General features: G+C 66.7%; 13 protein-coding genes. 12 read left to right on the top strand and 1 reads right to left on the bottom strand.

Translation table 11 applies throughout. From position 1 onward, the window contains the following. Positions 1-123 precede the first annotated feature (123 nt). The gene (locus TBU01S_RS21575) at positions 124-1,500 is read right to left on the bottom strand and encodes a C4-dicarboxylate transporter DctA (RefSeq protein ID WP_068639554.1); all 1,377 of its coding nucleotides are present in this window, start codon (positions 1,498-1,500) and stop codon (positions 124-126) included. Positions 1,501-1,815: 315 nt separating this feature from the next. Here TBU01S_RS21575 and TBU01S_RS21580 point away from each other — a divergent pair, with 315 nt between their 5' ends. The 12 genes from TBU01S_RS21580 to TBU01S_RS21630 all read left to right on the top strand — a co-directional run bounded on the left by TBU01S_RS21580 (position 1,816) and on the right by TBU01S_RS21630 (position 11,914). Beyond that, a complete protein-coding gene (locus TBU01S_RS21580; protein ID WP_068639564.1) occupies positions 1,816-2,472 on the top strand; it encodes a GntR family transcriptional regulator in 657 nt (218 codons plus the stop codon). Positions 2,473-2,755: 283 nt separating this feature from the next. After that, complete coding sequence (locus tag TBU01S_RS21585; protein WP_068639555.1) at positions 2,756-3,511, top strand: GntR family transcriptional regulator; 756 nt, start codon at positions 2,756-2,758, stop codon at positions 3,509-3,511. A 130-nt stretch (positions 3,512-3,641) separates the two neighbouring features. Next, positions 3,642-4,529 carry a DMT family transporter gene (locus TBU01S_RS21590; RefSeq protein ID WP_174524564.1) on the top strand — a complete coding sequence of 296 codons (888 nt, stop codon included), beginning with the start codon at positions 3,642-3,644 and terminating at the stop codon, positions 4,527-4,529. A gap of 73 nt (positions 4,530-4,602) precedes the next feature. Next, positions 4,603-5,499 (top strand): toll/interleukin-1 receptor domain-containing protein, encoded by an 897-nt coding sequence (locus TBU01S_RS21595; protein WP_068639557.1) that lies wholly within the window; start codon positions 4,603-4,605, stop codon positions 5,497-5,499. A 78-nt stretch (positions 5,500-5,577) separates the two neighbouring features. Continuing rightward, positions 5,578-6,240, top strand: a complete 663-nt coding sequence (gene leuE / locus TBU01S_RS21600; RefSeq protein ID WP_068639558.1) for a leucine efflux protein LeuE — start codon at positions 5,578-5,580, stop codon at positions 6,238-6,240. 216 nt (positions 6,241-6,456) lie between these two features. After that, positions 6,457-7,002, top strand: a complete 546-nt coding sequence (yfiR, locus tag TBU01S_RS21605; protein ID WP_068639559.1) for a regulatory sequestration protein YfiR — start codon at positions 6,457-6,459, stop codon at positions 7,000-7,002. Next, entirely contained in the window at positions 6,999-8,282 is a 1,284-nt protein-coding gene (dgcN, locus tag TBU01S_RS21610) for a diguanylate cyclase DgcN/YfiN (RefSeq protein ID WP_068639560.1), read from the top strand. The genes yfiR and dgcN overlap by 4 nt, the downstream gene beginning before the upstream one ends. Continuing rightward, positions 8,279-8,797 carry an outer membrane lipoprotein YfiB gene (gene yfiB, locus TBU01S_RS21615; RefSeq protein ID WP_068639561.1) on the top strand — a complete coding sequence of 173 codons (519 nt, stop codon included), beginning with the start codon at positions 8,279-8,281 and terminating at the stop codon, positions 8,795-8,797. The genes dgcN and yfiB overlap by 4 nt, the downstream gene beginning before the upstream one ends. Positions 8,798-8,811: 14 nt before the next feature. Continuing rightward, positions 8,812-9,768: an ABC transporter ATP-binding protein gene (locus TBU01S_RS21620; RefSeq protein WP_068639562.1), complete on the top strand. Its 957-nt coding sequence runs from the start codon at positions 8,812-8,814 to the stop codon at positions 9,766-9,768. Beyond that, positions 9,765-10,526 carry an ABC transporter permease gene (locus TBU01S_RS21625; RefSeq protein WP_068639563.1) on the top strand — a complete coding sequence of 254 codons (762 nt, stop codon included), beginning with the start codon at positions 9,765-9,767 and terminating at the stop codon, positions 10,524-10,526. The genes TBU01S_RS21620 and TBU01S_RS21625 overlap by 4 nt, the downstream gene beginning before the upstream one ends. 324 nt (positions 10,527-10,850) lie before the next feature. Further along, entirely contained in the window at positions 10,851-11,036 is a 186-nt protein-coding gene (locus TBU01S_RS24200; protein ID WP_157659247.1) for a hypothetical protein, read from the top strand. A gap of 122 nt (positions 11,037-11,158) precedes the next feature. Then, positions 11,159-11,914 (top strand): GntR family transcriptional regulator, encoded by a 756-nt coding sequence (locus tag TBU01S_RS21630; RefSeq protein WP_083953784.1) that lies wholly within the window; start codon positions 11,159-11,161, stop codon positions 11,912-11,914. Positions 11,915-12,064 lie beyond the last annotated feature (150 nt).

Below are 12,064 nucleotides of genomic sequence, written 5' to 3' on the forward strand. Positions count from 1 at the left end.
CCGGGAGTGTGACTAGCCATGGGGACTTCTCCTGTGAAAATGTGGGTGCAGCAGTTGCATGAGTCCGGCGGGCGGGGTGCGCCCGCCGGGCGGGGGGATGGAAGGGATGCCGGGTGCGGTGTTTCAGGCGCGCGAGGGGCTGATGTCCGCGGCGTCCTTGATGTCGGCCACCGTGGCTGCCTCCGCCTCGGCGCGCGCGGCGGCCAGGGCTTCGGGCTGGATCGGCGCATGCAGGTCGACCGTGATCTCGCCGTTCAGCACCTTGTGGGCGCGTTCGCGGTCGATGTCCTTTTCCCACACGCCGATGACGACGGTGGCGACGCAGTTGCCGATCATGTTGGTCAGCGCACGGGCCATGCCCATGAACCAGTCGACCGACAGCACCAGCACCAGGCCGATCGCCGGGATCGCCGGCACCGCGGACAGCGTCGCCGCCAGGATCACGATCGCCGAGCCGGGCACGCCGTGCGCGCCCTTGGAGGTGACGAGCGAGATGGCGAGGATGGTCAGCAGGTCGGCGGTGGACAGCGGCGTGTTGGTGGCCTGGGCGATGAAGACTGCCGCCAGGGTCAGGTAGATCGAGAAGCCGTCGAGGTTGAAGGAGTAGCCGGTCGGGATGACGAGGCCGACGGTGGAGTCCTTGATCCCCATCAGCTCGAGCTTGCGCATCACCTGCGGCAGCACCGAGTCGGACGAGGCGGTGCCGAGCACCACCAGCAGTTCCTCGCGGATGTACTTGAGGAACTTGAAGATGTTGAAGCCGGCCAGGCGCAGGATGAGGCCGAGCACGCCGATGACGAAGATCACGCAGGTGACGTAGAACAGTGCCACCAGCATGCCGAGCTGCTTCAGCGAGCCGACGCCGTACTGGCCCACGGTGAAGGCGATCGCACCGAGCACACCGAGCGGCGCAAGCTTGACGATGAAGCCGATCAGCTTGAAGAACACGTGTGCAAGGCTGTCGATCGCCGCCGTCACCGGACGTCCCTTTTCGCCCATCGCCGCCACCGCGGTACCGAACAGGATCGCGATCAGCAGCACCTGCAGGATGTCGCCCTTGGCGAAGGCATCGACGAAGGTGGCCGGGATGATCTTCATGATGAAGTCGATCGTGCTCGTGGCCTGGGCGACGCGGTCGGTGTAGGCGGACATCGCCGAGGCATCGAGCGAACTCGGGTCGACGTTCATGCCGACGCCAGGCTGCAGGGTGTAGGCGAGCAGCACGCCCAGCGCCAGGGCGAAGGTCGTGACGATCTCGAAATACACCAGCGCCTTGGCGCCGACGCGGCCGACCTTCTTCAGATCGCCCGTGCTGCAGATGCCGTGCACCACGACGCAGAACACCAGCGGCGCGATGATCATCTTGATCAGCTTGATGAAGCCGTCACCGAGCGGCTTGAGCTTGGCAGCGAAATCGGGCCAGACGACGCCGACGATCACGCCGAGGACCAGGGCGATGACGACCTGCCCGAACAATGTTTTATAGAACGGTTTCTTCATGGTTTGCCTCACGAACCGTGTGGAAGGAGTTGCCTCGTGCCTGCATGTTGACAAGCATGTTGGCAACCATTCTGGTTTTCTGCCGCCCCGGGCGCCGCTGGGGTTCAGTGCGCCTGTTTCGGCCACCGCTGCCGGAACGCCGGGTAATGCGTTCCAGCTTGCGGGGTGCTCATATTCTTTCTGAAATGTTAGTTATAACGTCACTGATATGATAGTAAAAATTTTTTATGGCAAGAACCCGAGATGGCGGCAGGCATTTCCCCTGCTCCAGCCGTGTGTGACAATGTTCGACCATACGGGAGCAATGAGATGAACATGCCGGATGTTGACGGTCTGCTGCTGGCCGACAAGGCCTTTCTGGCGCTGAGGGAACTGCTGACCAGCGGGGGACTGCGCGCGGGCCAGTTCGTGTCCATGCCGGACCTGGTGAAATCGATCGGCCTGCCGATCGCCCCCATCAGGGAGGCGGTCAAGCGCGCCGAGTCGGCCGCGCTGGTGCGGGTGCTGCCCAAGCGTGGCGTCGCGGTCATGGAAGCCACGCCGGAACTGATCCGCGAGTGCTTCCACCTGCGCACGATCTTCGACCAGGAAGGCGCGCGTCAGCTCGTGCGCGACGGGCGCGCGGGCAGGCTCGACGCGCTGCGCGCGCTGCACCAGCGGGTGCTCGACGTCGCGCGCGACGGCATCACGCCGTCGCTGCAGCGCGAGGCGATGGCGGTCGACTGGGGGTTGCACGTGACGCTCGCCGGGGCGCTCGGCAACAACAGCGCGCACGAAATCTACTCCCGCAACCGCGACCGCATCTCGATCATCCAGCATTCACGGCCCTTATTGCCCGACCGCATCGTGCCGGCGATGGAAGAACACCTGACGATCATCGATGCGATCACCGCAGGCGACGAGGAGCGCGCCGCCGCCGCGGTACGCGACCACTTCCGCCAGACCCTGCGCTGGTGGGGCATCATCGGCTGATGCGCGCCCCGGGCCGCGGAGCTGTCGCCGGCCGGGCTCTTTCTGCACGTTCCACACCTTGGCGTCAGTATTGAACGGCGAGTCGTCGTGGAGGCTGGCGCCGGGCCGAAGCCGGGATGCCGTTTGCCGAAGGGCTCGGCCCGAACGGTGATTGTGAATCCGGTTGCCAGGCTGATAGTGGTTATAAATACAGAGTTATTCTATTTTGTGTACAATTTTCCAATGGATTTGCGTCCAGCGCGGTCGGCACCGTCTGTGAAGCGCTGGTGCTGGAGAACAGGGCATGAGCAAGAAACGTTCATCGATCGATCTCGGTTCGCTGCAGGGTGAGGAAGACCGGTCCGCCGGCGGCCGGGACGAGGCGATCTACCGCAACCTCTACGCGGCGATCGTCGAAAACCATCTCGAGCCCGGCACCAAGCTGCCCGAGGACACGCTGGCCGAGGCTTTCGGCGTCAGCCGCACCAGCATCCGCAAGGTGCTGCAGCGCCTTGCCTACGAGCGCCTGGTGGACATCCGCCTGAACCGCGGCGCCACCGTCGCCCAGCCCACGGTGAAGGAGGCGCGCGACATTTTCGCGGCGCGGCGCATCGTCGAATGCGGCGTGATGGCCCAGGCCGTCGCCAAGGCCACGCCGGCCGGGCTGGATGCGCTGCGCGACATCGTGCGCCGCGAACACGAGGCCGAAGCGCGCGGCGACCGGCGCGAGGCGATCTACCTGTCGGGCGAGTTCCACGTCGCGCTGAGCCGCGTGTCGGAGAACGAGGCCGTCGCCGAGATACTGGCCGGCCTGGTGTCGCGCTCCTCGCTGGTGATCTCCACCTACGGCTCGTCGATGGCCGGCAGCTGTCGCCATTCCGAGCACGACGAAGTGCTCGATCTGATCGCTTCCGGCGACGCCGAAGGCGCGCGTGGCTGGATGGAGCGCCATCTGCGCGAGGTCGAGCGCAGTGTCGTGCTGGAGGAGGAGGAGCCCTCCGCCCCGGACCTGAAGAAAGTTCTCGGCGAAGTGGCCAGGCGCCACCGCCGCGATCGCTGACCGAGGAAGCGCGGCGGACCGTAGCGGCTGCGGCAAGCCACCGGGGTGCCGGCCACCACTTTTCTCAACGCGCGGGGGCGCCTTGCAGGCGTCCCCGCGCTCTTTTTCATCTGGAAATGCAATGCAATCGATGTCGCCTTCGCGTCTGGCAATCCTCGCCCTGATCCTGCTGTCGGGCATCTGGGGCTACAACTGGGTGGTGATGAAGCAGGTCATCCAGTACGTCGATCCTTTCGACTTTTCCGCCATCCGCACCTTGCTGGGCGCGGCGACGCTGTTCCTGGTGCTGGCGGGGCTGCGCAAGCCGCTGAAGCTGGCCGCGATGCCGCGGGTGGCGATGCTCGGCGTCGTGCAGACGGGCGCATTCACCGCGCTGATCCAGTGGGCGCTGGTGGCCGGCGGCGCGGGCAAGACGGCGGTGCTGGTCTACACCATGCCTTTCTGGGTGATCCCGATGGCCTGGTGGGCGCTGGGCGAGCGCATCCGCGGCATACAGTGGCTGGCGCTGGCCATTGCCGCAGGCGGCCTGGTGCTGATCCTCGAACCCTGGGCGATGCACAGCAGCCTGTTCAGCAACCTGCTCGCGATCGGCGGCGGCTTGACCTGGGCACTGTCGGCCATCCTCGCCAAACGCCTGCGGCGCGACCACGATTTCGACCTGCTGGCATTGACCGCCTGGCAGATGCTGTTCGGCGCGCTGGCGCTGTGCATCGTCGCGCTGCTGCTGCCGTCGCGGCCGATCGATCCCACGCCCTATTTCTACGGTGCGCTGGCCTTCAATGCGGTGCTGGCCACCGGCCTGGCCTGGCTGCTGTGGCTCTACATCCTGCAGCATCTGTCGGCAGGCATGGCCGGCCTGTCGGCGCTCGGCATCCCGATGGTCGGTGTGCTGGCGGGCTGGATCGAACTGGGCGAGCGGCCATCGGCCGCCGAGTTCGCCGGCATGCTGCTGATCGGCGGCGCGCTGGCGCTGACCAGCCTGTGGTCGCTGTGGCAGTCGCGCCGCGCGGCGGGCTGAGGCGTGGCCGGGGGTGGCCGGCCTTCCATCCGCGTGCTTGAATGCAAGCGTGGCCCACTTCCGCTGAACGCCCGTGCCCAGCCTGTTCGTTTCCTATCGCCGCGAGGACAGCGCCGGCTTCGCCGGCCGGCTGACCGATGCGCTCGAGCAGCGCCTGGGGGCCGGCAGCGTGTTCCGCGATGTCGACGACATCCGGCCCGGCGCCGATTTCGAGATCGCCATCGAGCACAGCCTGCGGCAGGTCCAGGCGGTGCTGGTGGTCATCGGTCCGGGCTGGCTCGCTGCCAGCCGGGACGGCGAGCGCAGGCTCGACCGCGCCGACGATCACGTGCGGCGCGAGATCGAGTGCGCGCTGGCTTCCGGCAAGCCGGTGGTGCCGGTGCTGGTGGGGGGCGCGGCGATGCCGGCGGTGGAGGCATTGCCGCCGTCGCTGCGCGGGCTGGCGAATCGCCATGCGCTGTCGCTCGATGATGCGTCATGGCCAGCCGACCTGCAGCGGCTGTATGCCGCCCTCGAGCAGTGGCTGGCCGTCCCGGCGCCGCGCCGGCGGCTGCGCTGGCCGGGGATGGCGGCGGCTGCCGCGCTGGCCGGCATGCTTGCCGCGGCCTGGCTGTGGAGCGGATCGTCCGCCCCGGGCCCGCAAGCGCTGCAGGGGGTGTGGGAGGCCGACGTGAGCTACCAGTGGAACGTCGAGCTGCGGGAGCGCTTCGATTTCGTCGCGGACGGCGACACGGTCGAGGGCAGCGCAAGCTTCCTCGGTGTTCCGCGCCTGATCGAACAGGTGGAATGGCGCGACGGCCGGCTGCGTTTCGCCACGCGCGCCGAATCCATTGCCGGCGGCGACGCGGTGCAGGGCATGGTGCAGCACTACGAGGCCCGGGTCGATGGCGATGTCCTGCACGTGCGGCTGCAGATCCAGCGCGGCGGCAGCGTGGATGCACCGCTCGAATTCGTCGCCGTGCGCCGCTGAAGGGCAAGCGCGTCTCGCTGGCCCGACGGCGAGTTGCGTGGCAAAGTGACGGCTTCCCATCTGCCTGCGAATGCGGCCATGTTTTACGGCATCACCGACCTGAGCACCTTCATCCTCGGCACCATCTTCATCGTGCTGCTGCCCGGCCCGAACTCGCTCTACGTCATGGCGACGGCTTCGCGCTGGGGCGTGGCGGCAGGCTATCGCGGTGCCCTCGGCATCTTCGCCGGCGACACCATCCTGATGCTGCTCGCCGTGCTGGGCATGGCTTCGCTGCTGCGCGCCACGCCCGAACTGTTCATGGCGATCAAGTATGCCGGCGCGGCCTACCTGGCCTGGGTGGGGATCGGCCTGCTGCGCGCCAGCCTGGCCGCCTGGCGGCGCGGCGACGAAGCCGGAGCAGAAGCCGTGACCGGCCATCCTGCGGTGAGCGGCACGCCGCATCCTTTCCGCACCGCGCTGATCATCAGCCTGATGAATCCGAAGGCCATCCTGTTCTTCGTTTCCTTCTTCATCCAGTTCGTCGATCCGGCCTATGCCCATCCGGGGCTGTCCTTCGTGATCCTCGGCGTCATCGTGCAGATCTGCAGCGTGCTCTATCTGTCGGTGCTGATCTTTTCGGGCGCCCGGCTCGCGGCCCATTTCCGCCGCCATCGCCGCGCGGCGGCCGGTGCCACCGCAGGCGTGGGCGGCGTGTTCATCGGCTTCGGCGCCAAGCTGGCGACGGCGACGCTGGGCTGACGGGCACGCGCACAGGCTCGATACCGCGCGCCTGCAGCTGCAGGAAAAAATGCATTGGCTTCGACCGGCGATGCCTGTGGAATCGCGTTTGCCGCGATTGTGGGGGCGCTTCGGGCTAGAATCACGGCCGGCACATGCTGGTTTGCACCGAGGTCCGGAACCGCCGCTGATGCCCGACGCGGCCACTTGGCGCTCAACTCCCGATGGAAACCCGACATGTTACGCAAGCTGATCATCTACTGCCTGGTGGCCGTGCCGCTCGCGAGCAGTGCCTGGTGTGCCCGGGCCCAGGACGAGCCGGAGGCGTCGGCAGACCGGCAACTGAGTGCCGCCGCCATCGTCTGGGGGATCATCGGCTACACGCGCTGGCCCGAGCCGCCCCGGCCCTTGCGGCTGTGCCTCATCGGCGACAGCGAACATGGCGGAACGCTGTACGCGGCGGACGATGAGCGCAGGCCGGAGTACGACGTCGGCGTGCATGAGCTAGCCTCCGAAGAGGAAGCAGCAGGGCAGTGCGACGTGCTGTACGCCGGCAAGCTGCCGCCGGAGCAACTGACCGCTCTCGTCAAGATGCTCACCGGCAGGCCGGTGCTCACGATCGGCGAAGAACACGATTTCTGTTCCTTCGGCGGCATGTTCTGTCTGGATGGTCGTCCCGACAGGAACAACTTCGCGGCCAATCTCGATGCCATCTCCCGCAGCGGGCTGCGCGTCAATCCCCAAGTCCTGCGGCTGACCGAGCAGTTGCAGCGCCACCCATGACGAGCATCAAACGCACCACTCTTTTCCAGGCCCTGCGCCGGATGTACACCGACTCGACCGTGCTGGCCATCACGCTGGCGGGCACGGCGCTGTTCGCCCTGACCCTGATCACGCTGAGGGGGCAGCTCGAGCAGCATCTGCAGCTCGTCGCGCGCACCATCGCCTACTCCGCCGAGGCAGCCGTCCTTTTCGAGGACCGGCGGACCGCTTCCGAGATCCTGCTGCAGATCGCCGAGCGCGAACAGCTCAGGGAGGCCAGCGTCAGCACGTTGAACGGGCGTATGCTGGCCAGTTATCGATACCCCGGCAACGGCATGCTCGGCCATTTCGACGAAGCCGTCGGGCGCCTGCTTTTCCCCGAACCCATCGCTGCCGAGATCCGCTCCGGCAGCAAGCACATCGGCAATGTGGTGGTGCATGGCAACGGCGCGCGATTCATCATCTACACGCTGCAGGCCGTCGGCATCGGCCTGGGCAGCATCGCGCTGTTCTTCTATGCCGCGAGCCGCCTGGCGGGGAGGATGTCGCAGCGCATCAGCGCTCAGCTCGAGGCGCTCGCCTCGGCCACCCACGGCGCCCGGCTGCAGCAGGATTTCAGCCGCCGCGTGCCGCCGCTGGACATCGTCGAATTCGATCAGCTCGGCAAGGACTTCAACGCCCTGTTCGCCGAGCTCCATGCCCGCAACGTCGAACTGATCGCGCGCCAGTCCAGCCTGGAAGTGGCCAACCAGACCTTGTCCCAGCTCGCGCTGCGCGATGGCCTGACCGGCCTGGCCAACCGGCGCGGCTTCACCGAGCGGCTGGAGAAGGCGCTGGGCGACGTTCGCGGCTCGGGTGGCAAGGTCGGCGTGCTGTACCTGGACAACGATCGCTTCAAGCAGGTCAACGACCAGTACGGCCATGCCGTCGGCGATGCGCTGCTGGTGGACGTGGCCGACCGCATCCGCAACTGCATCCGCGATACCGACCTCGTCGCCCGCCTGGGCGGCGACGAATTCACCGTATTGCTGGATTCGGTGCGGGACGTCGATGATGCCGTGCTGGTGGCGGACAAGATCCTGGCCGCGATGGCGCCGCCGCTGCAGATCGGCGAAGTGCGGATCGCGCCCGCCGTCAGTATCGGCATCGCCCTGTTCCCCGAGCATGCCGAGACTGCGGAGCAGCTCCTCGTCGCGGCCGACCAGGCCATGTATACCGCAAAACAGAACGGGCGCGGCCACTACCGGATCTTCGATCCCGCCCCCCGTCCTTGCCTCAATCATGGAGAAACAAGCGAATGACCGAACATATCGTCCATCCCGGCCCGGGCCGCTTCCTGACCCGTTGCCTGCTGATGCTGGCGGCGGTGCTGTTGCTCGCCGCCTGCCAGACGGTGCCCAACAAATACGGTCTCAGCGCCGAACAGGTCGCCGCGCTCGAGAAGATCGGCTTCGTCGAGACCGAAGACGGCTGGGGTCTGAATCTGAGCGGCAGCATCCTGTTCGACATCGATACCGATCAGATCTCCAGCGAGACCTCGGTCATCATCGAGCGTGTCGTCGATACGCTGCGGGACATCAGGGTCGATGCCGTGCGGGTCGAAGGCCATACCGACAATACCGGCGCGCCCGACTACAACATGGCGCTGTCGGAGCGGCGCGCCGAGGCGGTGGCGCGCGAACTTGCACGCCACGGGCTGACTTACGGCAGCATCATTCGCCGCGGTTTCGGCAGCATGCGGCCGATCGCCGACAACGCCACGCCCGCCGGGCGCGCGCAGAACCGCCGCGTGGCCATCATCGTGCCGGCGGCATGAGCGACCGGCCGGCCATGCAGCCCATCATTTCCATTGCCGGTCTCTCCAAGATCTACGCCGGCGGCTTCGCCGCGCTGAAAGGGGTCGACCTGGACATCCGGCGTGGCGAGATATTTGCCCTGCTGGGGCCGAACGGCGCCGGCAAGACCACGCTGATCAGCATCGTCTGCGGCCTGGTCAACCCGACCGCCGGGCGGGTGACGGTGGGCGGCCACGACATCATCCGCGACTATCGCGCCGCGCGGGCGATGATCGGCCTGGTGCCGCAGGAACTGACCACCGATGCCTTCGAGTCGGTGTGGAACACCGTCAGCTTCAGCCGCGGGCTGTTCGGCAAGCCGTCGAACCCGGCCTATATCGAGGAAGTGCTGAAGGCGCTGTCGCTGTGGGGCAAGAAGAACGCCCGCCTGGTGTCGCTGTCCGGCGGCATGAAGCGGCGGGTGCTGATCGCCAAGGCGCTGTCGCACGAACCGCAGATCCTGTTCCTCGACGAGCCGACCGCCGGTGTGGACGTCGAACTGCGCCACGACATGTGGCAGCTGGTCCGCCGCCTGCGCGACACCGGCGTCACCGTGATCCTGACCACCCACTACATCGAGGAAGCCGAGGAAATGGCCGACCGCGTGGGCGTGATCAGCAAGGGCGAACTGATCCTGGTCGAGGACAAGGAGGCGCTGATGCGCAAGTTCGGCGGCAAGCGCCTGACGCTGCAGCTCGCCGCGCCGCTGGCGCAGATCCCGCCCGCGCTGGCGCGCTACGGGCTGGTGCTGGGCAAGGGGGGGAGCGAACTGGTGTACCACTACGAAGGCGAGGGCGGCGGACAGGACACAGCCATCGCCGACCTGCTGCAGGACCTGGGCCGCGCGGGCATCGGCTTTGCCGACCTGCACACCGAGCAGCGTTCGCTGGAGGAAATCTTCGTCGGCCTGGTCAGCGAGCGCGAACAGAACCAGACAGGAGAGCAAGGATGAACTGGCAGGCCGTACGCGCCATCTACCATTTCGAGATGGCGCGCACCCGCCGCACGCTGCTGCAGAGCGTGCTGGCGCCGGTGATCTCCACCTCGCTGTACTTCGTCGTGTTCGGCTCGGCGATCGGCGGCTACATTCCCGAAGTCGAGGGCGTCAGCTACGGCGCCTTCATCGTGCCCGGCCTGATCATGCTCAACCTGCTGACGCAGAGCGTGTCGAACGCCACCTTCGCGATCTTCTTCCCGAAATTCTCGCGCACCATCTACGAGGTGCTGTCGGCGCCGATATCGCATTTCGAGATCGTCGCCAGCTACGTCGGCGCGGCCGCCACCAAGGCGATCATGCTGAGCCTCATCATCCTCGCCACCGCCGCGCTGTTCGTGCCGCTGCGCATCGAGCATCCGCTGTGGATGCTGTTCTTCCTGGTGCTGACCGCGCTGACCTTCAGCCTGCTGGGCTTCATCCTCGGCATCTGGGCGGACAATTTCGAGAAACTGCAACTGGTGCCGCTGCTCGTCATCACGCCGCTGACCTTCCTCGGCGGCAGCTTCTACTCCATCGACATGCTGCCGCCGGCCTGGCGGACGGTGAGCCTGTTCAACCCGGTGGTGTACCTGGTCAGCGGTTTCCGCTGGAGCTTCTACGGCAGCGCCGACGTCGCGGTCGGTATCAGCATCGGCATGGCGCTGCTGTTCCTGGCGGTGTTCATCGCCATCGTGATGTGGATGTTCAGGACGGGCTACCGCCTCAAGCCGTGACGGGCGCCGGGCTGTCGACGCCCTCGAACACCTCGTCCAAGCCTACTTCCAGTTAGCCGTCAGCACCGCTGCGCGAGCCGCACGGTGCGGCGCCCGCGCGCCGGGTTTCCGGCTGCGTGCTTCACCACGCCTGCGATCCGGGGAACGGCCGGTACCGCCAAGCCTGCGCGGAAGCGGCGGGGCGCGCACGTCCGCCACGACCCGTTCCGCACCGGGAAATCGGCTCCGGCACCGCGAAATGAGCGTCGGCGGGCATCGACGCCGACGACGGCGAAGCCGCGCTCGCGGAGGTGGCGGGTGATCGGCTGCCCCGATCCGCATCCCATGTCCAGCCTCGAAGTGCCGCAGCAGCGCAACGAAGCCTTCCATCCACGTTTTTTCGAGAACCGGTTCGCCAGGACGGCTCCGGCCCGGACTGTCCTGGCGCCCGGGGCCGGCTGGAGCTTGTACGGCTTCGCAGGAAAGACGGTATGGGAATCGTGCATGTCGTTGCGAAGAAAACTGTGGTGAATTGTGTGCGATCAATCTTTTGAATGCATACAAAAAATTATTGTTTTATGTACAAATTGAAAATAGACTGCGATCAAAGACTGGCAGCCACCTTCGCAGGCTGCCGATGACGGAGACGGCAAATGGGTAAGAAGCGCTCATCGATCGATCTCGGTGCGATGCAGGGCGGGGACGTGATGTCCGGCAGCGGGCGTGACGAGGCGGTTTACCTGAACCTGTACGCTGCCATCGTCGAGAACCATCTCGAGCCCGGCACCAAGCTGCCCGAGGACACGCTGGCCGAGGTTTTCGGCGTCAGCCGCACCAGCATCCGCAAGGTGCTGCAGCGCCTTGCCCACGAGCGCCTGGTGGACATCCGCCTGAACCGCGGCGCCACCGTCGCCCAGCCCACGGTGAAGGAGGCGCGCGACATTTTCGCGGCGCGGCGCATCGTCGAATGCGGCGTGATGGCCCTGGTCGTCGCCAAGGCCACGCCGGCCGGGCTGGATGCGCTGCGCGACATCGTGCGCCGCGAACACGAGGCCGAAGCGCGCGGCGACCGGCGCGAGGCGATCTACCTGTCGGGCGAGTTCCACGTCGCGCTGAGCCGCGTGTCGGAGAACGAGGCCGTCGCCGAGATACTGGCCGGCCTGGTGTCGCGCTCCTCGCTGGTGATCTCCACCTATGGCGCGCCGATGGCCGGCAGCTGCCGCCATTCCGAACACGACGCGGTGCTGGAACTGATCGCCGCCGGCGACGCGGAAGGCGCGCGGACCTGGATGGAACGGCATCTGAAGGACGTCGAGCGCACCGTCGTGCTGGTCGAAGAGGAACCCTCCGCACTGGACCTGCGCAAGATCCTCGATGAGGTGGCGCGCCGCCACCGCGGCGAAGACTGAGTTTTCGGCCCCGCAGCCGAAGCCTTCATTGGCCGCCTGCCTGTCCCGATTTACGCCAACCCCGAGAACAACCGGCTTCGAAGCCGGATTTCCAATCCATTGCTGGAGGAGAATGCAATGACAGGCAATATCCCGATCCCCTCATCTGCG

Source organism: Thauera butanivorans NBRC 103042 (genome assembly GCF_001591165.1).
Lineage (GTDB): Bacteria > Pseudomonadota > Gammaproteobacteria > Burkholderiales > Rhodocyclaceae > Thauera > Thauera butanivorans.

Bases quoted from the DNA above. Each gene is read 5' to 3' on its own strand.
- TBU01S_RS21575 (WP_068639554.1), bottom strand. From the start codon at position 1,500: ATGAAGAAACCGTTCTATAAAACATTGTTCGGGCAGGTCGTCATCGCC.
- TBU01S_RS21580 (WP_068639564.1), top strand. From the start codon at position 1,816: ATGCCGGATGTTGACGGTCTGCTGCTGGCCGACAAGGCCTTTCTGGCG.
- TBU01S_RS21585 (WP_068639555.1), top strand. From the start codon at position 2,756: ATGAGCAAGAAACGTTCATCGATCGATCTCGGTTCGCTGCAGGGTGAG.
- TBU01S_RS21590 (WP_174524564.1), top strand. From the start codon at position 3,642: ATGTCGCCTTCGCGTCTGGCAATCCTCGCCCTGATCCTGCTGTCGGGC.
- leuE (WP_068639558.1), top strand. From the start codon at position 5,578: ATGTTTTACGGCATCACCGACCTGAGCACCTTCATCCTCGGCACCATC.
- yfiR (WP_068639559.1), top strand. From the start codon at position 6,457: ATGTTACGCAAGCTGATCATCTACTGCCTGGTGGCCGTGCCGCTCGCG.
- dgcN (WP_068639560.1), top strand. From the start codon at position 6,999: ATGACGAGCATCAAACGCACCACTCTTTTCCAGGCCCTGCGCCGGATG.
- yfiB (WP_068639561.1), top strand. From the start codon at position 8,279: ATGACCGAACATATCGTCCATCCCGGCCCGGGCCGCTTCCTGACCCGT.
- TBU01S_RS21620 (WP_068639562.1), top strand. From the start codon at position 8,812: ATGCAGCCCATCATTTCCATTGCCGGTCTCTCCAAGATCTACGCCGGC.
- TBU01S_RS21625 (WP_068639563.1), top strand. From the start codon at position 9,765: ATGAACTGGCAGGCCGTACGCGCCATCTACCATTTCGAGATGGCGCGC.
- TBU01S_RS24200 (WP_157659247.1), top strand. From the start codon at position 10,851: ATGTCCAGCCTCGAAGTGCCGCAGCAGCGCAACGAAGCCTTCCATCCA.
- TBU01S_RS21630 (WP_083953784.1), top strand. From the start codon at position 11,159: ATGGGTAAGAAGCGCTCATCGATCGATCTCGGTGCGATGCAGGGCGGG.